At 55.1% G+C, this 21,848-nt stretch carries 21 protein-coding genes; 12 read left to right on the top strand and 9 right to left on the bottom strand.

The features are described from left to right. Window positions 1-18 precede the first annotated feature (18 nt). Complete coding sequence (locus HX773_RS04240; protein ID WP_176970562.1) at window positions 19-1,950, bottom strand: methyl-accepting chemotaxis protein; 1,932 nt, start codon at window positions 1,948-1,950, stop codon at window positions 19-21. A 158-nt stretch (window positions 1,951-2,108) separates the two neighbouring features. On the opposite strand from HX773_RS04240, the gene yjfP reads away from it, so the two are divergent. Next, window positions 2,109-2,858 (top strand): esterase, encoded by a 750-nt coding sequence (gene yjfP / locus HX773_RS04235; protein WP_176970561.1) that lies wholly within the window; start codon window positions 2,109-2,111, stop codon window positions 2,856-2,858. A 47-nt stretch (window positions 2,859-2,905) separates the two neighbouring features. Here yjfP and HX773_RS04230 read toward each other — a convergent pair whose 3' ends face one another. Further along, on the bottom strand, window positions 2,906-3,115 hold the full coding sequence (locus HX773_RS04230; protein ID WP_101762873.1) for a hypothetical protein: 210 nt from the start codon (window positions 3,113-3,115) through the stop codon (window positions 2,906-2,908). Window positions 3,116-3,501: 386 nt separating this feature from the next. Here HX773_RS04230 and rpsF point away from each other — a divergent pair, with 386 nt between their 5' ends. Genes rpsF through rplI form a run of 4 tightly spaced genes read left to right on the top strand, consistent with a single transcriptional unit; the run spans window position 3,502 to window position 4,942 of the window. Then, window positions 3,502-3,897: a 30S ribosomal protein S6 gene (gene rpsF / locus HX773_RS04225; protein WP_007892026.1), complete on the top strand. Its 396-nt coding sequence runs from the start codon at window positions 3,502-3,504 to the stop codon at window positions 3,895-3,897. A gap of 6 nt (window positions 3,898-3,903) precedes the next feature. Further along, on the top strand, window positions 3,904-4,221 hold the full coding sequence (gene priB / locus HX773_RS04220; protein ID WP_007892027.1) for a primosomal replication protein N: 318 nt from the start codon (window positions 3,904-3,906) through the stop codon (window positions 4,219-4,221). A 4-nt stretch (window positions 4,222-4,225) separates the two neighbouring features. Then, window positions 4,226-4,453, top strand: a complete 228-nt coding sequence (rpsR, locus tag HX773_RS04215) for a 30S ribosomal protein S18 (protein ID WP_002210155.1) — start codon at window positions 4,226-4,228, stop codon at window positions 4,451-4,453. Window positions 4,454-4,492: 39 nt separating this feature from the next. Beyond that, window positions 4,493-4,942 (top strand): 50S ribosomal protein L9, encoded by a 450-nt coding sequence (gene rplI, locus HX773_RS04210; protein WP_007892139.1) that lies wholly within the window; start codon window positions 4,493-4,495, stop codon window positions 4,940-4,942. Between the two features lie 179 nt (window positions 4,943-5,121). Here the strand turns inward: rplI and HX773_RS04205 are convergent, their stop codons facing one another. Continuing rightward, complete coding sequence (locus HX773_RS04205; protein WP_176970560.1) at window positions 5,122-5,775, bottom strand: LysM-like peptidoglycan-binding domain-containing protein; 654 nt, start codon at window positions 5,773-5,775, stop codon at window positions 5,122-5,124. 216 nt (window positions 5,776-5,991) lie between these two features. Between HX773_RS04205 and fklB the strand changes: the two genes are divergently transcribed. Next, the gene (gene fklB / locus HX773_RS04200) at window positions 5,992-6,612 is read left to right on the top strand and encodes an FKBP-type peptidyl-prolyl cis-trans isomerase (RefSeq protein WP_008103590.1); all 621 of its coding nucleotides are present in this window, start codon (window positions 5,992-5,994) and stop codon (window positions 6,610-6,612) included. Between the two features lie 32 nt (window positions 6,613-6,644). Here the strand turns inward: fklB and HX773_RS04195 are convergent, their stop codons facing one another. Beyond that, window positions 6,645-8,591: a bifunctional 2',3'-cyclic-nucleotide 2'-phosphodiesterase/3'-nucleotidase gene (locus HX773_RS04195; RefSeq protein ID WP_176970559.1), complete on the bottom strand. Its 1,947-nt coding sequence runs from the start codon at window positions 8,589-8,591 to the stop codon at window positions 6,645-6,647. 293 nt (window positions 8,592-8,884) lie between these two features. On the opposite strand from HX773_RS04195, the gene cysQ reads away from it, so the two are divergent. Continuing rightward, on the top strand, window positions 8,885-9,631 hold the full coding sequence (gene cysQ / locus HX773_RS04190) for a 3'(2'),5'-bisphosphate nucleotidase CysQ (RefSeq protein ID WP_176970558.1): 747 nt from the start codon (window positions 8,885-8,887) through the stop codon (window positions 9,629-9,631). Between the two features lie 35 nt (window positions 9,632-9,666). Here cysQ and HX773_RS04185 read toward each other — a convergent pair whose 3' ends face one another. Beyond that, a complete protein-coding gene (locus HX773_RS04185; RefSeq protein ID WP_176970557.1) occupies window positions 9,667-10,230 on the bottom strand; it encodes a YtfJ family protein in 564 nt (187 codons plus the stop codon). A gap of 314 nt (window positions 10,231-10,544) precedes the next feature. On the opposite strand from HX773_RS04185, the gene HX773_RS04180 reads away from it, so the two are divergent. Then, window positions 10,545-10,751 carry a DUF1107 domain-containing protein gene (locus HX773_RS04180; protein WP_007892150.1) on the top strand — a complete coding sequence of 69 codons (207 nt, stop codon included), beginning with the start codon at window positions 10,545-10,547 and terminating at the stop codon, window positions 10,749-10,751. A gap of 76 nt (window positions 10,752-10,827) precedes the next feature. On the opposite strand, the gene HX773_RS04175 is transcribed toward HX773_RS04180, so the two are convergent. Beyond that, window positions 10,828-12,165 (bottom strand): hemolysin family protein, encoded by a 1,338-nt coding sequence (locus tag HX773_RS04175; protein WP_176970556.1) that lies wholly within the window; start codon window positions 12,163-12,165, stop codon window positions 10,828-10,830. A 452-nt stretch (window positions 12,166-12,617) separates the two neighbouring features. Between HX773_RS04175 and HX773_RS04170 the strand changes: the two genes are divergently transcribed. From HX773_RS04170 to HX773_RS04160, 3 genes are read left to right on the top strand one after another with little or no spacing between them, the layout of a single operon-like run. After that, window positions 12,618-14,357: an autotransporter assembly complex family protein gene (locus HX773_RS04170; RefSeq protein WP_176970555.1), complete on the top strand. Its 1,740-nt coding sequence runs from the start codon at window positions 12,618-12,620 to the stop codon at window positions 14,355-14,357. Next, a complete protein-coding gene (locus HX773_RS04165; RefSeq protein ID WP_176970554.1) occupies window positions 14,354-18,124 on the top strand; it encodes a translocation/assembly module TamB domain-containing protein in 3,771 nt (1,256 codons plus the stop codon). The genes HX773_RS04170 and HX773_RS04165 overlap by 4 nt, the downstream gene beginning before the upstream one ends. Before the next feature lie 2 nt (window positions 18,125-18,126). Then, window positions 18,127-18,480 (top strand): gamma-glutamylcyclotransferase, encoded by a 354-nt coding sequence (locus HX773_RS04160; RefSeq protein ID WP_176970553.1) that lies wholly within the window; start codon window positions 18,127-18,129, stop codon window positions 18,478-18,480. Window positions 18,481-18,533: 53 nt separating this feature from the next. Here HX773_RS04160 and ppa read toward each other — a convergent pair whose 3' ends face one another. From ppa to HX773_RS04145, 3 genes are all read right to left on the bottom strand, one after another. Beyond that, window positions 18,534-19,064, bottom strand: a complete 531-nt coding sequence (ppa, locus tag HX773_RS04155) for an inorganic diphosphatase (protein WP_007892166.1) — start codon at window positions 19,062-19,064, stop codon at window positions 18,534-18,536. A gap of 100 nt (window positions 19,065-19,164) precedes the next feature. Continuing rightward, window positions 19,165-19,614, bottom strand: a complete 450-nt coding sequence (locus tag HX773_RS04150) for a DUF441 domain-containing protein (RefSeq protein WP_007892168.1) — start codon at window positions 19,612-19,614, stop codon at window positions 19,165-19,167. Window positions 19,615-19,684: 70 nt separating this feature from the next. After that, window positions 19,685-20,098, bottom strand: a complete 414-nt coding sequence (locus HX773_RS04145) for a lysozyme inhibitor LprI family protein (protein WP_176970552.1) — start codon at window positions 20,096-20,098, stop codon at window positions 19,685-19,687. Window positions 20,099-20,267: 169 nt separating this feature from the next. On the opposite strand from HX773_RS04145, the gene HX773_RS04140 reads away from it, so the two are divergent. Further along, window positions 20,268-21,839 carry a methyl-accepting chemotaxis protein gene (locus tag HX773_RS04140; protein WP_176970551.1) on the top strand — a complete coding sequence of 524 codons (1,572 nt, stop codon included), beginning with the start codon at window positions 20,268-20,270 and terminating at the stop codon, window positions 21,837-21,839. Window positions 21,840-21,848 lie beyond the last annotated feature (9 nt).

Below are 21,848 nucleotides of genomic sequence, written 5' to 3'. Positions count from 1 at the left end.
GCCATCTTCCTGTGGCTTTTAGTCCTTCAGATGAAAAATGCTTACCAGCTGCGTCAGATGATGGCCTTTCTTACTCAGATGATTGGCGGTGGTTTCTGACTGGTTAATCATATCGCTGCTTTGATGTGTGGCCTGGCTGATGTGATTCATCGCCAGATTCACCTGACCAATGCCCGCCGCCTGTTCCTGCGCGGCAATATTGATCTCACCCATCAGCGTTTTAACCTGCTCGATGTGATTAACGATATGGCTCATCGCATCACGCGTCTGCTCGGATAGCGTATGGCCGGCCGCCACTTTATCAATGGAGCTGGCAATCAACCCATCAATCTCCCTGGCTGCCGTGGCACTGCGCTGTGCCAGCGCGCGCACTTCCGCCGCCACCACCGCAAAGCCTTTGCCGTGTTCACCTGCGCGAGCGGCTTCAACCGCGGCATTGAGCGCCAGAATGTTGGTCTGGAAGGCGATCGACTCAATCACGTGAGTGATATCGGCGATGCTCTGCGACGCCACGCGAATCTCCGACATGGTTTCCACCGAGCGTGCCACGGTGCTGCCGCCGTGATTCACGGTGTTAGCCGCTTCACCAACCAGCGCCATCGCCTGCCGCACATTCGCCGCGGTTTGTGCCACGGTGGCACCAAACTGCTCCATGCTGGCTGACGTTTCTTCCACGCTGCTGGCCTGACGGCCAATTTGCTCGCTGATACTGGAGCTGCTGGCGGCGATGGTATCGGTGCCGCTGCTGATTTCCCGCGCTGCCGAACGCACCTGACTGACGACTTTCTCCAGTCCATCGCCAATGCCGTTGATCGCGCTGACCAGTTGCCCAATCTCATCACGACGTGAAGAGTCGAGATGGGCCTGCAGATTACCGGCGGCGTACTGTTCTGCCAGATGGATCACCTGCTGCAGCGGACGCGTGATGGCGCGGCGGCTGTACCACATAAAGCCAATGGCAAACGCGATCACCAGTGCCAGCCCAATCGCCATAAACAGGTTACGGCTGTACGTGATCGGCGCCAGCAGGCTGGCACGGCTCACTTCACCGGCGATAATCCAGTTCCAGCCCGGCAGTTGCTGCCACGCCAGCAGTTTGGTTTCGCCATCCAGTTCAACCGCCACTAATCCCTTCGGCTGGCTAAGCAGTTGCTGCTGCGTGGCGTTATCCCAGCGCGGCAGTTTGCCTTCAGCGTGACGATCAAACAGATATTGGCCCTGGCTGCTGCCCGGCGCACCGTTCAAGACTGAAAAAGTACCGCTGTCGCCAAGATGGCGCGCCAGCACTTTGTCACGCATCAGCGCGTATTGCGCATCGATCTGCACCCCGACGAACAGGATGGCGATCACTGCGCCGCTGCTATCCTGCACCGGCTGATACTGCGTGATGTAACGATGGCCAAACAGCGTCGCCAGGCCGCGATAAACTGTGCCCTGATTGACGCTGCGCCAGGCGGCGCTGCTGCGATCCAGTTTGGTGCCCACCGCGCGGCTGCCATCCTCTTTTTTCAGCGAGGTGGCGATGCGAATGTAATCTTCGCCGTCACGCACGAAGATGGTGGATACCGCACCGGTGCGATCGAGAAAATCATCAACCGCGATCTGATCGAGGTTGAGGGTTTTCAATCCTGCTCGCAGCGTTGGCGTGCTGAATTCACCTACCTGCACACGTTCGCTGTCGTCACGACTAAAACGTTTTGGCAGGAAGCTTTGGAACAGTTTGGTGTAATTCGCCACCTCTTCCGACAGCGTGGCGTTGAACATGGTGGCCATTTCATTAATGCCTTGCACCTGATTCTGCATATCATCGGTTGCCAACTGCTCCAGCTGACGTGCCGCGTTATGGCTCAGGGTTAAGGTCAGAGTGAATAGCACAATTGCCACGCTCAAAGACGTCAATACAGACAGCTTGATTCCGAGACCCATGGCGCTGAGAGAAAGACGCTTCATAAAGTACCTTTTGAGATTATTGAAGGGGTACAAGATCAACGGCAAAGCGGGCTAAATGTTTAGGGCAGAAATTATTCAAACTTAATGTGAAGTGGCTCGCATTTTGTCAGGCAGCGCTTACACTGAGTCCAGTGATAATCATTCTCAATGGAGGCGGTATGATTGAGTTGGCAACGGAGAATCTGGCAGGCATCGAATGTATTCACGCATCACCAGCCGGGCAGCGCCAGGCGCGCTTGCCGACGGTGTTGTTCTATCACGGTTTTACCTCATCGAAAGAGGTTTACAGCTACTTTGCCGTGGCGCTGGCGCAGGCCGGTTTCCGCGTGATCATGCCCGATGCGGACATGCACGGCGCACGTTATAACGGCGATACCGAGGCGCGGATGACCCACTTCTGGGAGATCCTCAAACAGAATATCGATGAAGTGCCATTGCTGGAAAAGGCGCTGCGCGATAACGACTGGATTGCTGATGAGCGTTTTGCCGTGGCGGGCGCCTCAATGGGCGGCATGACTGCGCTGGGCGCAATGGCGCGCTATCCGCAGATTCACAGCGTGGCGTGTTTGATGGGTTCCGGCTATTTCATGCAGCTGAGTCATACGCTGTTTCCGCCGCTGGTGGCGCGCACGCCAGAGCAGAAAGAGGCTTTTGCCGCGCGTTTAGCACCGCTGTCGCCGTACGATCCCAGCGAACAGCTGGAGAAACTGGCGAATCGGCCTTTACTGCTGTGGCACGGCGAAGCGGATGAAGTGGTGCCCTTTGCTGAAACGGCGCGTTTGCAAAAAGCCTTAGGCGAGGCAGAGCTCGATCAACAGATGACCGCGCTATCTGAAAAGAACATCGGCCATAAAATCACGCCTTCGGCCCTGACGGCGCTGGTCAGTTTCTTTAAACATCATTTATAAAAAATGCGGGTTGGCGTGATTGGCGCCAGCCCGTTTAGGTTGCCGAATCAGAGTTGTGATGACAACCGTTCGGCGGCGCTGGTATTGGCACTGACTGGGTTACTGCTTGCAGGCGCATCCAACCGATTGACGTAGACATAGCCTGATGCCGCGTTGCTGCTGTGACTTCTCATCTGCTGCGCGAAGTCAGCGGAGCTGGCAAGAGCGGGTGTAGACAGGAAGAGACCCAGTAAAGTGGCGAAAATGATCGTTTTCATTATCGACTCCTCACTCCAGGGATTGCACTCTCAGACGCGGCGAAAAGGGTAACTCGTTGCGTCTGTAAACAGTGTAGTTCTTAACCAATTTGCCGCCAGATCGTCCCTTTGAACGCCTTCTTCAGAGAATTTGATAAAACCTTCTCTAACTCACTGATGAATTTCACTTAGCACAAAAAGCCGCATCAGCTGGCACGATAGTCGCCATTTGATGAATTGTGCGCTTGAGTTTCCGCAATGACGCCAGTATGATTACGCGTCAATTTTTCAGCTGCATTCAGAGGTGTGTTTCATTTTTTAAATGATTCGCAACCTATAACGTTCCTTGCTTCCGTGGGCCGCAGCTGACCCTGACAGGAGGCTGAATAATCCGTAAGGAGCTATCGATGCGTCATTACGAAATCGTATTTATGGTCCACCCTGACCAGAGCGAACAGGTTCCAGGTATGATCGAGCGTTACACTGGTGCTATCACCGGTGCACAGGGCACGATTCACCGTCTGGAAGACTGGGGCCGCCGTCAGCTGGCTTACCCAATCAACAAACTGCACAAAGCTCACTATGTTCTGCTGAACGTAGAAGCGCCGCAGGAAGTGATTGACGAGCTGGAAACTAACTTCCGCTTCAACGACGCCGTTATCCGCAGCATGGTTATGCGCGTTAAGCACGCGGTAACTGAAGCATCTCCGATGGTTAAAGCTAAAGACGAGCGTCGTGATCGCCGCGAAGACTTTGCTAACGAATCGGCTGATGACTCAGATGCTGGGGATTCTGAAGAGTAATCCGACATGACGGCAAATCGACTGCGCCTGTCTGGCACTGTGTGCAAGACGCCGGTTCGAAAAGTCAGTCCGTCAGGGATTCCTCATTGCCAGTTCGTGCTTGAGCATCGTTCTGTGCAAGAGGAAGCCGGTTTCCACCGGCAAGCCTGGTGTCAAATGCCGGTGATTATCAGCGGCAGCACCCATCAGGTGATTACTCAACATATAACGGTCGGCACGCAACTCACTCTCGAAGGCTTTATTAGCTGCCATCAGGCACGCAATGGTCAGAGCAGAATGGTGTTACATGCCGAGCAGATTGATTTGATAGATTCTGGAGACTAGCCAAATGGCACGTTATTTCCGTCGTCGCAAGTTCTGCCGTTTCACCGCGGAAGGCGTTGTAGAGATTGATTACAAAGATATCGCTACACTGAAAAACTACATTACCGAAAGCGGTAAAATTGTCCCGAGCCGTATTACCGGTACTCGTGCAAAATACCAGCGCCAGCTCGCTCGTTGCATCAAGCGCGCTCGCTACCTGTCCCTGCTTCCGTACACTGATCGTCATCAGTAATCGGTAGTTGTCCATTAACGACTTTAAGAGGATAAGGTAATGCAAGTTATTCTGCTTGATAAAGTAGCAAACCTGGGCAGCCTGGGTGATCAGGTTAACGTTAAAGCGGGCTACGCTCGTAACTTCCTGGTTCCACAGGGTAAAGCTGTTCCTGCTACCAAGAAAAACGTTGAGTTCTTCGAAACACGTCGCGCTGAACTGGAAGCCAAACTGGCTGACGTTCTGGCTGCTGCTAACGCACGTGCCGAGAAAATCAACGCACTGGGCAACGTAACCATCGCGTCTAAATCAGGCGACGCTGGTAAACTGTTCGGTTCCATCGGTACCCGTGACATCGCTGATGCAGTAACTGCAGCTGGCGTTGAAGTGGCTAAAAGCGAAGTTCGTCTTCCAGAAGGCGTACTGCGCACCACCGGTGAGCACGAAGTTGACTTCCAGATCCATAGCGAAGTCTTCGCTAAACTGGTTGTGACTGTAGTTGCTGAGTAATTGTTACTCTAAATAATTCAAGGTGCAGGAAGGCGGCAAGGGAATGAATCCCCTGAGCTTACTCCGGTAAGTGACAGGGGTGAATGAGCGTAGCCAACGCATCTGTAACCTGGATTATGACGAGTATACTCGGTAATGCGAAAACGCCGGCCTTGTGCCGGCGTTTTTGTTTCTGCGTTTTACTGGGCGCGGATAAAGCTGCCATCTGGCTGGCGCGTAAACAGCACCGGACCGTTACTGCCATCCACCGTTAAACCGGTCACCACGCCTTGCGCGTTCTGACGAATCTTCACCTGCTGACCATTCTGCAACGCGCTCAGCGGCTGCCCATCACCTTCGACTCGCGCCATGGCAAACACATCATTCACCGGCAAATTGTTGTCGCGGAACAGCTGCGCCAGTGTCTGGCCTGATGCCACATTGTAGGTGCGCCATTCGCCCTGCGAATCGGTTTTCGGCGGCGTGTTCTGCTGTTGATTGTTATCGTAAATCTCCGCCTGCATCGGCACTTCTTTAGCGCCAGTGTCCGCCGGACGCTCAACCGGATATTGCGGCGTGCTGGTCGGCCAGAGAAACGCCAGCAGCAGCACCAGCAGAGCAATGACAATGCCGCGACGATGAGGCGCGGGTAGCGGGTCCATCCAGCGCACATCATCCAGCAAATGCCAAACGCGCTGCAGTGCGGCGGGAACGCGGGAAGGGTGATCGGAAGCCATTCGTGAATCCTCCTCGCTGGCGGCTTTGCGCGGAAAGCGCGGCAGCCAACGTTGCAACCAAAGTAATAAAGTACGCGGTGCGCGCGTCCTGCGACGTCGTGGGGCGATCTGGCCCATGTATTCTCTCTTGTTCCGACGGTGGCAGGTGGAAACCTCGCCACAGCTATAGTATGAGCAATGCTGACAGGAAGTGCCTGGCAGCATTGAAAAATTTGACCGCTGTATTGTTTCCGTTTCGCCAGGAAATGTCATCTGCGGCGCGTGAGATTTTACGCCAGCCGCCCGCGCTGGTATGCTGCCGGTTCTAATTTTCTCCGGGATTAAGGAATCAAGATGACGACCCCTTCATTCGACAGCGTCGAATCACAAGCAAGTTACGGTATCGGTTTACAGGTAGGCCAGCAGCTGCAAGAGTCTGGACTGCAGGGTCTGCAGCCAGAAGCACTGCTCGCCGGCCTGCGCGACGCGCTGGAAGGGAACTCACCGGCCGTCCCGGTTGACGTGGTACATCGCGCACTGCGTGAAGTGCACGAGCGCGCTGAAGGCGTGCGTCGTGAGCGTGTAGAAGCGATGGCGGCAGAAGGTCAGACTTTCCTTGAGCAGAACGCGCAGCGCGAAGGCGTAAGCAGCACCGAAACCGGTCTGCAGTTCAGCGTCATCACTCAGGGCGAGGGGCCGATCCCTTCACGTCAGGATCGTGTCCGCGTGCATTACACCGGTAAACTGATCGATGGCACCGTATTCGACAGCTCAGTGGCGCGTGGCGAACCCGCAGAATTCCCGGTCAGCGGCGTAATCGCCGGTTGGATCGAAGCGCTGACCCTGATGCCAGTCGGTTCCAAGTGGGAACTGGCGATTCCACACAACCTCGCTTACGGCGAGCGCGGTGCTGGTGCCTCTATCCCACCATTCAGCACCCTGATCTTCGAAGTTGAGCTGCTGGAAATTCTGTAAGCTCTCAAGGGCGGCAATCGCCGCCCTTATCCTTATTTCTGCTGCAAATCCACCTGCCACAACGCAAAACCTATCTCATCGCTGCCCACCGCTTTCATCGGGTAATCGGCATGCTGCTCAATAAACTTCGTCGCTTTCGCGCCAGGCGCGGTCTCAAAACGGATATCCAGCGGCGTGGTGCTGTTAATCGGTGCTAAACGCCAGTTGTGATCTGCCTGCGGTTTCACTTCGCCATGCGCTTTGGTTTCGCTACTGATATAGGCGGCAACCACCGAGCGGTTCTCATCTGGTGATGCGAAAGCGACATGCTTATCGCCGGTACCGGCAAACTTACCGCCGTAAGCGCGGTAGTTATTGGTGGCGACCAGGAAAGTGGTATCAGGATCGATTGGCTTGCCTTGCCAGCTAAGATTTTTAATGCGCGAAGCCTGTTTGTTAATCAGCGAGCACTCTGCGTCATAGCGCGCCGGCTGCGTGACATCGATTTGGTACTGCACGCCATCGATCACATCGAAGTTATAGGTGCGGAAATCCCAGTTAATCAGCGATTGCGGTTTGTTGCTGTGCGGATCGATTTGATTGAACTGCGCCGCTGAGCACTCCAGCCACTCTTTCACCTGCGCACCACTGACTTTCATCACCACCAGCGTATTGGGATAGAGATAGAGATCGGCGGCGTTACGGAAGGTGAGATTACCTTTCTCCACTTCGACATAGCTGGCGGGATCGTTTTTGCGGCCGCCGGCTTTAAACGGCGCGGCGGCGGAGAGCACCGGCAAGCGGCCAAGATCAGGATCGCCTTGAATAAAGTGCTCCACGTAAGCGCGCTGCGCGTTGTTAACGATCTGCACCGTGGGATCGTCCTGCACCAGCGACAAGTAGCTGTACATCACGTCGGCGGATTTACCGATCGGTTTGGCAACAAATTGGCGCGTGGCACGGTGATCCTGCTCCAGCACTTTCACCAGATCGGCATCTTCGGCGGCCAGCGATTTTTTCGCCGCGCTGTCATAAATTGGACGTGCCTCGGCTTTGCCCTGCGCGACCTGCCACTTGCCGCCCTCGTTATTCAGCACCAAATCAACTACACCCAGATGATCGCCCCACATGCCGGGCATCACCGACGGAACACCGTTAAGTGTGCCCTGGGCGATATCCGCGCCTTTAATTGCCGCAAACTCTTTGCTCGGGAACACCGCGTGCGCGTGACCGAACATGATGGCGTTGATGCCGGGAACCTGGCTGAGGTAATAGACCGAATTTTCTGCCATGGCGTGATAGGGTTCACTGCTCAAACCGGAGTGCGGAATAGCGATGATTATTTCAGCACCTTTTGCGCGCATTTCCGGCACATAGCGCTTCGCTGTTTCAGTGATGTCATCAACCCGCACTTTTCCCTGCAGATTGTTGCGATCCCAAACCATAATCTGTGGAGGAACGAAGCCGATGTAACCAATTTTCAGCGTATGCGGCTTACCGTCACGGTCTGTTACGGTGGTTTCTTTGATTAAGTAAGGCGTAAACAGCGGTTTTCCGCTCTTTTCATCGATAATGTTGGCGTTAACGTAAGGGAAACGCGCGCCGGCCAGTGCTTTTTGCAGATAGGGTAAGCCGTAATTGAACTCGTGATTACCGAGGTTGCCGACCGCATAATCCAGCGTGTTCATCGCTTTATACACCGGATGCACTTCGCCCGGTTTCAGCCCTTTTGCCGCCATGTAATCGCCCAGCGGACTGCCCTGAATAATATCGCCGTTATCGACCAGCACGCTGTTCTTCGCTTCGGCGCGGGCCTGCTGGATTAAGGTGGCGGTGCGCACCAGGCCAAACTTCTCCGTCGGCGTATCTTTGTAATAATCGAAATCCATCATATTGCTGTGCAGATCGGTGGTTTCCAGAATGCGCAGATCCACCGTAGCAGCCTGTACCGTGGCGGCAGTTATACAGAGTGCCAATAACGACATGCTCGCTTTGAACATCGCTTGCTCCTTGTTCGGTCCAATGGGCCTCTCAAAATAATGTAAAACCATGACGAATTATCATTTCAATTTGTGATGAAGCTCGGACTTTCATCTAATATTTGCTGCCGGACCGCGGTAAAAGCGCATTCAGCATCCCGCCATAGCCGCCGCTGATGAACTATGGTATTGATATTCATATACATTGCCGTAACAGACAGCGCATTCGCCGGCTGTTGAATGACAACTGCTAAAATAAGGACAGATTGGCGGTTGGTGTCTGACAGGCAGAATCAGCGGAAAAGAGGTAAAGAATGTTAGATAAAATTTGTCAGCTGGCGCGTGATGCGGGCGATGCCATTATGCAGGTTTATAACGGCGCAGAGCCGGTTGACGTGACTCGCAAGTCGGATGATTCTCCGGTCACCGCGGCCGATCTTGCGGCGCATCGCGTCATTGTACAAGGCCTGAAGGCGCTTTCGCCGGAGGTGCCGGTGCTGTCTGAAGAGGATCCACCGAGCTGGGATGTGCGTCAGCACTGGCAGAAATACTGGTTGGTCGATCCGCTGGATGGCACCAAAGAGTTCATCAAGCGCAACGGCGAGTTTACGGTGAATATTGCGCTAATCGAAAACGGTAAACCGGTGTTGGGCGTGGTGTACGCCCCGGTGCTGGCCGTGATGTACTCGGCAGCAGAAGGTAAAGCCTGGAAAGAAGAGAACGGCCAGCAGACGCAAATCCATGCGCGTGATGCGCGTCCGCCATTAGTGGTCGTTAGCCGTTCGCATTTTGATAGCGATACTGAGTTGCAGGAGTATCTGCATCAGCTTGGCGAGCATCAAACCACCGCGATTGGTTCATCGCTGAAGTTCTGTCTGGTAGCCGAAGGCAGCGCGCAACTTTATCCGCGCTTCGGGCCAACTAATATCTGGGATACCGGCGCAGGCCATGCGGTGGCGATTGCCGCTGGCGCGCATGTTCACGATTGGCAGGGCAAAACCCTTGATTACGCCCCGCGCGAATCGTTCCTCAATCCCGGTTTCCGCGTCTCACTGTTTTAAGATCTCGTAGGGTCGCCATTCATGGCGACCTCCTCTCACTTATGTAACAACTCCTGAATCAACTTCATCGCCTGCTGCACTTCATCCTGCGTCAGCGGACCATCTTTGACGTAGCGCACATGTGCGGTGTTATCCAACACCACAATCGCTGATCCGCCTTTCTCCAGCTGCCAGGCCTGACGCGCGCTGCCGTTGCTATCAACGATAAACTGCGACCACGGAAACTGCTGCTTATTGCTCTCAATGCTGCTGCGCACGAACATGCCGGTGCCTGGAATCGCGTCATCGGTATTCACGATGGTGGTGGTTTGATAACGATCGTGCGGCAGATGCGCGGCTTTGATGGCTTCAATTAACGCCGCATTCTGCTCTTTAGCGGAAGAGCGCCCGGCAATATGCAGGATGACGCGAACTTTTCCGCTCAGCTGCGCGCTATTCCAGGATTTGTAGCTAAACTTATCTTTATCTTGTTGATAAACCAGCTCTCCTCTGTCGTTAACGCCAACAGCGGGCACGCGTTCACCCAGTTTGAATGCATGTGCCGAAGCAAGATTAGGCAGCAGCAATGCCAGTGCTATCACAGTGTGTTTCAAACGCATTTATCAAACTCCTTGGTGATCCGACCAGTTGTTCATGTTCCTGCAATATTAGGCATGGATGATGCGTCTGTCGCAATGAGTTAACAGGTTTGCAACCTATGCCACAATTCCATAATGAGTGAAGGTTTATACTGGGTTTCGTGAGGCTGATAACAGAGTATTCTGTAATGATGTGTCAATTCAGTAAATAATTCACCTTTTCGGAACATTGGTAAGAAAGGATGCTCTATAGTTATGCCTCATTTGCGCTTCATGGGTTCGTACCAAATTTGGTCACGACGGAGCGTATTAAACATTTTCAGGAGTTAAACAGCATGAAGATCTTCCAGCGCTATAATCCGCTGCAAATTGCGAAATATGTAAAAACGCTATTTAGAGGAAGGTTGTACATCAAGGATGTGGGCGCGTTCGAGTTTGATAAGGGCAAAGTGATGTTGCCGCGTGTCAAAGATAAACAGCATCTCAGCGTGATGTCAGAAATCAATCGCCAGGTGCTGCGGCTGCAAGCCGAGTACAACTAAGTAAGCATAAAAAAGGGCGCCGAGGGCGCCCTCAGTTTTTTGTGCGGTTGTTGGTTGGTCGCCATGAATGGCGACCCTACAGTGATTCTGCATCATCCACCGTATTTTTGTTCACATTCAGCACCGGCGGGCGCTCATCAATACGCGTGACCAGCAACTGGTCGATGCGGTAGCTATCAATATCCACCACTTCAAACTTGTAGCCGGAAAACTTCACAAAGTCGGTACGCTTCGGAATCTTGCGCAGCATGTACATCATGAAGCCGCCGATGGTTTCGTAATTGCCAGACTGCGGGAAATCATCGATATCCAGCACGCGCATCACATCATCAATTGGCGTGCCGCCTTCGACCAGCCATGAGTTCTCATCACGCGCGACAATCTGCTCTTCCTGACCTTGGCCCACCAAATCACCCATCAGCGTGGTCATTACGTCATTCAGCGTAATGATGCCCACCACCAGTGCGTATTCGTTCATGATCACCGCGAAGTCTTCACCGGCGGTTTTGAAGCTCTCCAGCGCTTCGGAGAGCGTCAGCGTATCCGGCACAATCAGCGCTGAACGAATCTGCACGCCGCTGTTAAGCGTCAGGCTTTGATTGCCGAGCACGCGCAGCAGCAGCTCTTTGGAATCGACATAGCCCACGATGTGGTCGATATCGCCATCGCAGACAATAAATTTCGAGTGCGGATGCTGGGCGATTTTGGTTTTCAGCGTGGTTTCATCTTCGTGTAAATCGAACCACACCACGTTTTCGCGCGAGGTCATTGATGACGGCACGGTACGCGATTCCAGCTCAAACACGTTTTCAATCAGCTCATGTTCCTGCTTACGCAGCACACCCGCCAGCGCACCGGCTTCTACCACCGCATAAATATCGTCGGAGGTGATGTCGTCTTTGCGCACCATCGGCAGTTTGAACAGGCGGAAGAAGACGTTCGCCAGGCCGTTGAACAGCCACACCAGCGGACGCAGCACCACTAAGCAGAAGCGCATCGGGTTGATGATGCGCAGCGCTACCGCTTCCGGCGCAATCATGCCGACGCGTTTTGGCGTCAGGTCAGCAAACAGAATGAACAGGCTGGTCACGATGGTGAAGGAGCAGATAAAGCTGAGCTGTTCAGCTAATTCGGGTGCCACGATGCGGCTGAATAAGCTGTTAAAGGCGGGCGAGAAGGCCGCATCGCCGACGATACCGCCGAGGATCGCCACGGCATTCAGGCCAATCTGCACCACGGTGAAGAACATGCCAGGTTGTTCCTGCATCTTCAGCACGCGCTGGGCATTGATGTTGCCTTCGTCAGCCAGCAGCTTCAGCTTGATCTTACGGGCGGCTGCCAGCGAGATCTCCGAAAGGGAAAAAAATGAACTGATTACTATCAGTAAAAGAATGACAAGCAAGCTATCGAGCATAAAAGGTCCGTTGGGTTAATCACTTGTCATTTTTGGCCTGGGCAGCGCGGGAGTGGGCGTACGTCCGGTACTTGCCAGTCAAACAGGCTATCCGTGCCAAAAATGTCTGCGCCATTTCGACAAGATAAGGTTAACGTCGGGGCAGAAAAGGGTGCAGGCGAGGCCTGCTGGTCGCTGATTATAGCAGCAGCGCTTATCATGCCGCTATAGGGGCATGATAAGCGCTCGGATTAATCCGAGTGAGCGGCTCTTGTTGGCGGAAGCGCCGCTTGGTTGTTGTATCGTTCAAGCCATTTACCGACAATAGGTCACAATTTGGCTTAGTCGCCGGGTTTACGCCGATGGGCAGAAAAAAGGCGGCTATGCTGATGGGTACACGCGCGGTGGTGATACCCTTCCAGAGAATAAACGCCCCTGCGGAATAGGGGCCGGCATTATTAACAGGAGTACGTGTGCCACGATTTCATATTTATTGTTTGGCCAGCCTGTTGCTTGCTTCACCTGCCGTTGAGGCAGCAAAAGTGCGCTTGCAGCTGGACGGTCTTACCGGGGATTTGCAGAAAAACGTCAGGGCGCGCTTGTCCACTATCGGCACTGACGAGGTGTCGAACGACGGGCGTTTCCAGGCGCGCGTCGCCGAAGCGATCAAAGAAGGCCTGCGCGCACTCGGTTACTACGAACCGCAGATCGATTTCGAATCGCGCCCGGCACCGCCACAAGGTGGTCGTCCGGTCTTGATCGCGCACGTTAAGCCTGGCGAACCGGTGAAGATCGGCGGCAGCACCATCGTGATTGAAGGTGAAGCCCGCACCGACAAGGATTATCAAGCCTGGGTCAAACAGGGCAGGCCGAAAGTCGGCACCCAACTGAATCACGGCGCCTACGACAAATTCAAAAACGGCTTCTCCAGCCTGGCATTGCGTAATGGTTACTTTGACGGTGACTTTAAGCAAAGCCAGCTTGGCGTTTCGGTTGAACGGCGCGAAGCTTTCTGGGACATCAATTACGATAGCGGCCCGCGCTACCGTTTCGGTGATGTCGGTTTCCAGGGCTCGCAAATCGACGAAGCCTATCTGCAAAATCTGGTGCCATTCAAAAAGGGCGATCACTACAGCTCGCGCGATCTGGCGGAACTCAACCGCCGCTTATCGGCGACCGGTTGGTTTAACTCGGTGGTGGTGGCGCCTGAATTTGATAAAGGCCGTCAAACCAAAGTATTACCGCTAAATGCTGTGGTATCACCACGGGTGGAAAACACCATTGAAACCGGCGTCGGTTACTCCACCGATGTGGGACCGCGTATTAAAGGCACGTGGAAAAAACCGTGGATTAACAGCAGCGGCCACAGCCTGGCCGCCAGCGCCTACGTCTCTGCGCCGGAGCAGCAGCTCGATCTCAGCTACAAAGTCCCGCTACTGAAAAGTCCGCTGGAGCAGTATTACACCTTCTCTGGCGGTGTGAAGCGCACCGATCTCAACGACACCAAAGCCGATACCACCACGCTGGCGATGTCGCGTAACTGGGACAGCAGCAGCGGCTGGCAGAAAGCCATCAACCTGCGCTGGAGCCTCGATCACTTTACCCAGGCCAGCGTTACCAACACCACCATGCTGCTCTATCCGGGCGTTAGCCTGAACCGCACCCGTTCGCGCGGCGGTCTGATGCCGACGTGGGGCGATTCACAGCGCTACTCGGTGGACGTGTCGGATACCACATGGGGTTCGGACGTTGATTTCGTCATTATGCAGGCGCAAAACGTCTGGATTCGCACGCTCGCCGATAAGCATCGCTTTGTGGCGCGCGGCAATGTGGGCTGGATCGAAACCAACGACTTCGACAAAGTGCCGCCGGATCTGCGCTTCTTCGCCGGTGGCGATCGCAGTATTCGCGGTTACAAATACAAAGATATATCGCCACGTGATGACAACGGCAAACTGACCGGCGCCTCGAAAATGGCCACCGGCTCGCTTGAATATCAATACAACGTGACCGGCAAATGGTGGGGCGCGGTGTTCGTCGATTCCGGTGAAGCGGTCAACGACATCAAGCAGAGTAACCTGAAAACCGGCGCCGGCGTTGGCGTGCGCTGGTCTTCTCCGGTGGGGCCGATCAAGTTTGATATCGCGCGGCCGATTGGCGACGACAAGGAGCATGGATTGCAATTTTATGTAGGATTGGGGCCTGAACTATGAAGCTGTGGAAAAAGGTCCTGATTGGCATCGGTATTTTTCTGGTGCTGCTGTTTGGCAGCATCGCGTTTCTGGTTGGCACCACGCCGGGTTTGCATCTGCTGCTGAAAGGCGCCGATCGCTGGGTGCCGGGTTTGTCGATCAAACAGGTTGAAGGTGGCTGGCGCGACCTGACGCTAAGCGGCGTGAAGTATGAGATGCCGGGCGTCAACGTGGATGCCGGACGTTTCCACCTGGCGCTGAATCTCAACTGCCTGCTGCATTCGTCGGTGTGTGTCAATGACATCGCGCTGCAGGATGTCAGCGTGGTAGTCGATAGCAAAAAAATGGCGCCAGCCAGCGCCCCGCCGCCGGAAGAGCAGAGCGGCAGCACCAATCTCAGCACGCCGTATCCGATCACGCTCAGCAAAGTCGGCCTGCATAACATCAACGTTAAAGTGGATGACACGGCGATTTCCCTGCTCGATTTCACCACCGGCCTGCAGTGGCAGGATCGCGCACTGACGCTGACGCCAACCCATATCCAAAGCCTGCTGATCGCGCTGCCGAAAGCGGCCAAAGTGGTTGATGAGCAGGTGGTGCAGCCAAAAGTGCAGCAGCCGCAGCCGGATGAACAGCCGCTGGGCGAAACGCTGCAGGCGATGTTCGCTAAGCCGCTGTTACCAGATATGCCGGACTTCCAGCTGCCGCTGGATATCACCGTGCAGGAACTGCTGGGTGAACAGTTGCGCATTACCGGCGACACCGACATCTCAATCACGCGTCTGCTGTTAAAAGCCAAAACCGCCGATCGTCATCTGCAGCTGGAAACCTTCGATATCGATTCGCCGCAAGGGCAGGTGAACGCCAGCGGTGAAGCGACGTTGGCCGATAACTGGCCGGTGAATTTCGCGCTGAACGGCACGCTAAATCTCGACCCGATCAAGGGCGAGAAAATCAAAATGAACCTCGCGGGCGCGATGCGCGACGAGCTGAAGCTCGGGCTCAATCTTTCGGGTCCGGTGCGTGCGCAGCTGGATGCGACCACGCAACCTGCGGTCGCCGGTTTGCCGCTGGCACTGAAACTCACCAGCCCGCAACTGCGCTGGCCGCTCACCGGCGCGGTGCAGTATCAGGCAGATAATCTCGATTATCAGTTCAAAGGCAAAGCCACCGATTACGTGATGTCGCTGCGCACCGCGGTGAAAGGCGAAGGCGTGCCGCCCGCTACTATTGCGCTGGACGGCAAAGGCAACGAGCAGCAGTTCACTCTCGATAAGCTGCGCGTGGCGGCGCTGCAGGGCAATATCGATCTGACGGCGCTGGTGGACTGGAGCAAAGCCATCAGCTGGCGCAGCGAATTGACGCTTTCCGGTATCAACACCGCCAAACAGTATCCGGATTGGCCGGCGAAGCTGGATGGCAAAATTGCCACGCGCGGTAGCTTGTACGGCGGAACCTGGCAGCTCAGCGTGCCGCAGCTCGAGCTGAAAGGGAACGTTAAGCAGAACGCGGTGAGCGCCAAAGGTACGTTGAGCGGCAACAGCTACAACCAGTGGAAAGTGCCTGGCCTTAACATTGCGCTGGGTCGCAACCATCTGGACGTGAAGGGCGAGCTGGGCGACACGCTCAATCTCGACGCCAACATTGATGCGCCAAATCTGGATAACGCGCTGCCGGGCCTGGGCGGCGTCGCCAAAGGCACCATCAAAGCACGCGGCACGTTACAGGCGCCGCAGCTGCTGGCCGATCTCACGGCTACCGGTTTGCGCTGGCAGCAGCTGCAAATCCGTCGCGTGGCGTTGCAGGGCGATGTGAAATCCAGCGATCAGATCGCCGGTAAGCTGCAACTGCGTGTGGAACAGCTGCAGCAGGACGCGCTGAAAGTGAATCTGTTAACGCTGAATGCCGACGGCAACGAAAAGCAGCATCAGCTGAAGCTCGAGGTACAGGGCGAACCGGTTTCCGGTCAGCTGGCGCTAAACGGCAGCTTCGATCGCAAAACCGAGCGCTGGCAGGGCAATCTCAACAACACGCGTTTCGACACGCCGGTAGGCGAATGGCGACTGACGCGGGCGATGGCGATTGATTACCTCAACAGCAAGCAGACCGCCACCATTGGGCCGCACTGCTGGCAGAACCCGAACGCGCAGCTGTGCGTGCCGGAACCGATTGAAGCCGGTGCCAGCGGACATGCGCATGTGGTGCTCAATCGCTTCGATCTGGCGATGATCAAACCGTTCCTGACAGATGCCACCAAACTCAACGGCGTGTTCAGCGGTGATGCGCGCGTTAACTGGACCGCCGACGGCGCGCTGCCAACCGGCACCTTAGCGCTGAAAGGCAGCGGCGTGAAAGTGGAGCAGGACGTGCAGGGCAACAGCTTGCCGATCGCCTTCGACACGCTGAACCTGAATGCGGCGCTGCGTAACGGTCGCGCCCAGCTTGACTGGCTGATCCATATCGTCAACAACGGCCAGCTGAGCGGCAATGTGCAGATCGCCGATCCTGAGAATCGGCGTCAGCTGTCGGGCAACATCGGCATCAGCAATATTTCGCTGGCGATGTTGAATCCGGCGCTGATGCAGGGTGAGAAGATCAAAGGCAACCTGAACAGCAACCTGCGCCTTGGCGGCACATTGCAGCAGCCGCAAGTGTTTGGTCAGTTGGGGCTGAGCGATGTGGATGTCGATGGCAGCTTTATGCCGGTCGATCTCACCGCCGCCAACCTCAATATGGTGTTCAACGGCATGAGCTCCACGCTCAACGGCATGATTCAGACGGCGCAGGGCAATCTTAACCTGAGCGGTAACGCCGACTGGAGCCAGCTGGATAACTGGCGCGCGCGCGTGGCTGCACAAGGCAGCCGCATCCGCGTCACCGTGCCGCCGATGGTGCGTATGGATGTCTCGCCGGATCTGGTGTTTGCAGCCACGCCAGCCGCGTTCAGCCTCGACGGCAGAGTGGATATTCCGTGGGCGCGCATTACCGTGCAGGAAGTGCCGGAAAGCGCCACCGGCGTCTCCTCGGATGAAGTGATGCTGGATCAAAATCTCAAGCCGATTCAGCCGAAAACTGCGGCGATCCCGATCAACAGCAATCTGGTGATCCACGTCGGCAATGATGTGCGGCTCTCGGCGTTTGGCCTGAAAGCCAAGCTGAATGGCGATCTCAAACTGGTGCAGGATAAAAATGGCCTTGGCTTAAACGGCCAGATCAATATCCCATCCGGCCGCTTCCACGCTTATGGTCAGGATCTGCTGGTGCGTAAAGGTGAGCTGCAATTCGCCGGACCGCCGGACCAGCCTTACGTCAACCTCGAAGCGATCCGTAATCCTGAAGCCACCGAAGACGATGTCACCGCCGGATTACGCGTAACCGGGCTGGCGGATGAGCCGAAAGTGGAAGTGTTCTCCGATCCGGCGATGTCACAGCAGGAAGCGCTTTCCTACCTGTTACGTGGTCAGGGACTCAACAGCGATGGCGACAGCAACGCATTAACTTCAGCGCTTGTTGGATTGGGGGTTGCGCAAAGTGGTCAGGTTGTGGGTAAAATCGGCGAGACCTTCGGTGTCAGTAATCTCGCGGTTGATACCGCTGGCGTAGGCGATAGCCAGCAGGTGCAGGTGAGTGGTTACGTGTTGCCGGGTCTACAAGTAAAATACGGTGTTGGCATATTTGATTCACTGGCGACCTTAACCTTGCGTTATCGCCTGATGCCCAAACTCTATTTAGAAGCCGTGTCGGGTCTCGATCAGGCACTGGATCTGCTCTATCAGTTTGAGTTTTAGCAATGCGAATAATTGTCTATGGCAGTTTACGGCGCAAACAGGGAAACAGTCATTGGATGACGAATGCGCAGTGGCTCGGCGACCATCAGATTGTGGGGTTTGATCTCTACAATCTGGGTCACTATCCGGGCGTGGTGGAAGGAGAAGGCAGCGTTTATTGCGAGGTGTATCGCATTGACGCCAGCACGCTCGGCGAACTTGATGCCTTGCGCACCAAAAATGGCGAATACAAACGCCAGCTTATTCATACGCCTTACGGCAGTGCCTGGCTGTATGTCTATCAGCGTTCAGTCGCGGGTCGCACGTATATCGCGAGCGGTGACTGGTTAAGGCGAGATGGCGAAACAGAGGCATAAATAAAAACACCGTCCATTGGACGGTGTTTTTTTATGCGTTGCAGAAAAGAATCTTATTTCTTCTGCGCGCGCTCGTAAGAGGCGATGATTTCAGCTTTGGCCGCTTCTGCGTTGTCCCAGCCATCAACCTTCACCCATTTGCCTTTTTCCAGATCTTTGTAGTGCTCGAAGAAGTGGGTGATCTGCGCTTTCAGCAGTTCTGGCAGGTCGTTCACATCTTTGATGTGATCGTACTCTTTGCTCAGCTTGGTGTGCGGAACCGCAACCAGTTTGGCATCTTCGCCAGACTCATCGGTCATTTTCAGCACGCCAACAGGACGGCAGCGGATCACTGAGCCCGGCACCAGCGGATAAGGGGTTGGCACCAGCACGTCAACCGGGTCACCATCCAGAGACAGCGTGTGGTTGATGTAACCGTAGTTGCACGGATAGAACATGGCGGTAGACATGAAACGGTCTACAAACAGGGCGCCAGACTCTTTGTCGACTTCATATTTGATCGGATCGGCGTTAGCCGGGATCTCAATGACAACGTAGATATCTTCTGGCAACTCTTTACCTGCAGGCACCTGGTTCAAACTCATCTGGCTTTCCTTCATTAGTCATATGTTGAGTGACGGCTATTATAGCCAACTGACTCTGAAAGTATGCCCCCTTTTTGGCGTTTCGGAATGCTCCAACCCGCTACTTCGCCGTGACAAACAGCGAGACGATCCCCGCCGCAATCAGTGGTCCAACCGGCACACCACGGAAGAAGGCCACGCCTATCACCGTACCAATCAACAGTCCACCAATCACCGACGGCTGCACGCTCATAAAGTTCACGCCGCGTCCGCCCAGCCAGGCGACAAAAATGCCCACCACAATGGCCACAATCGATTGCCAGTTAGCGAACGATTTCAACAGTGAAGAAGCCGGCAGCGTACCGCTTGCCAGCGGCGCCATCACCGCAACGGTGAGGATGATGATGCCAATCTGAATGCCCTGTTTTTCCACATAGGGAAAGAATTGCGACAGCGGAGTGAGCTTGATCGCCAGCAGGATCAGAATCGAGATGGTAACGGCGCTGTTATGAACGAAATAGCTGAGGACGGCGAGGCAAACAAGAATGATGGTGGAGGCATAAGCAGCCATGGTTTCTCCCTGCAGATTAATGGGCGCGCTGGCCGATGCCAGCGCTAAGCGTATTAAACGCTTACATTAATCAACAATCGTCGGGGTTGGCGCAACTGCCTTTGTTAATTGATTGCAACATCAGCGCCTGATTACGCACCAGACTAACGCCCTGCGCACCGACCGACAGCGCCGCCATCGTGCCCTGGCTGCTAACAAAATAGCTGCGGCTGGCATCCAGCCAGTTGTCGCGATAGGTCAGCCACGCGCGTTGGGCGCTGCGCAATTTGTCTTTAGACGCGCCGGTTAATTTTTTCATCGCTTGGGTGTACTGCGCGTTCATCTCTTTATCCCAGGCTTTATTGGCGGTGCCGTAGCATTGAGACATACCGGCGGTGCTGGATTCCTTATTCAGACACTGATCGAGCTGCTGATCGATAGGGTTTTGTTGCGCCGCCGCAAAACCACTGACCAACAAACATGCCATCGGGAGCCATTTTTTCATCGTTTCAATCCTTAAATTTTGATGGGGCAGACTTCAGTAAAAGTGAAGTCTGGGTGATCGTCAGCCAATTGACCATCAACAATGGATAAAGTTTCCCCGATCAACTGCCGATAATCTTTCCGTTTTAGGGCCAGCGGATTTCTGCCTTTTCTTGCAAACGGGGATAATCATGTTCAAACAGCTATCAATTCGTACTGCATTACTCACGCTTTTGGCTTTTATGACGCTGCTGCTGCTGGCAGTCAGCGCGATGGGCATCTCTGCCATCAACGCAGGCAATCAATCACTGGATGCGCTCAACCGCATACAGGGGATTGAGCTTAACGCCTTGTATCAAAGTCGTTCCGAACTGATGCGCGCTCGCGCCAACGCCGCACTGGCGGTGCGTAAAATTGAAATTGGTTTGCTGGATGACGGGGATGTTGTCACCAAACAAACCCAGGCGGCAGTAGAAAGTTCTCATAAGTATTTGCAGGCTTTTGTCGAGGCCGGAACGGTTACCGCTCACGGCAAAACGCTGGCTGACGCTGTCGTCGCGACTTATAGCGCGTACGAGAAAGAGGGCATCACGCCGATGATTGATGCCCTGAAAAAGCAGTACACCGATGAATACTATCAGGTGCTGGAAGGCAAACAGTCGGCGCTGGCGGCCAGTTATTCGAAAGCGGTCAATGATTTCAGCGTCTATGCCAATGACGTCTCGGCGGCGCGTCTGGCGCAGGCCGCCCATGATGAGCTGCAGCTGAAGATTCTGATTGGCGTTTCAGTGGCACTGACCTTGCTGCTGATTGCGCTGGCATGGCAGCTGCTGCGTCGTCTGCTGCTGCGTCCACTCGATGGCGCGATTCTGCATCTGGAGCAAATTGCGGCCGGCGATTTATCCCAGCCGCTGCCAGCCGCCGGAAATAACGAGTTAGGCCGTCTCAATCAGGCGCTGGCGAATATGCAGCTGGCGCTCAGCAGTTCGGTAAGTCAGGTGCGCGAAGCCAGCTTGCAGATTGATGTGGGAAGCCGCGAGTTAGCGGCAGGCACCGTGCATCTCTCCCAGCGTACCGAAGAGTCCGCCGCTTCGCTGGAACAAACCGCCGCCAGCATGGAGCAGCTCACCGCTACCGTGCGTCTCAATGCCAGCAACGCCAAAGAGGCCAATCAGCTCGCCAGCAATGTCTCCGACAGCGCCGATCGCGGTGCTGAAGTGGTCGGCTACGTGATGGAGAAGATGCAGGAGATCACCCAAAGCTCCAATCGCATCGGCGACATCCTCAGCGTGATTGATGGCATTGCCTTCCAGACCAACATTCTGGCGCTGAATGCCTCAGTCGAAGCTGCGCGTGCAGGTGAACAAGGGCGCGGCTTCGCCGTGGTCGCCAACGAAGTGCGCACGCTGGCCGGTCGTAGCGCCACCGCCGCCAAAGAGATCCGCGAGCTAATCGCAGAATCGCAGACGCGGGTGAAAGAGGGCAGCGACATGGCCACGCGCGCTGGCGAAACCATGGATGAGATCTCCAGCGAAGTGATGCGCGTTACCACGCTGATGAAAGAGATATCCATCGCTTCGGAAGAGCAGAGTCGCGGCATCGAGCAGGTGAATCAGGCGGTAACGCAAATGGATGAAGCCGCGCAGCAGAACGCCGCGTTAGTCGAAGAAGCCAGCGCTGCCACCCAATCGCTGGAAGCGCAGTCGCAGCAGTTGCAGGATTCGATGGCGCAATTCCGCGTAGTCGCGGCTCTGCCTTCGTAGGCCGCAACA

This window comes from Pantoea sp. B9002 (genome assembly GCF_013385945.1).
Taxonomy (GTDB): Bacteria; Pseudomonadota; Gammaproteobacteria; order Enterobacterales; family Enterobacteriaceae; genus Pantoea.
This window is presented reverse-complemented; position numbering and strand designations above follow the sequence as displayed.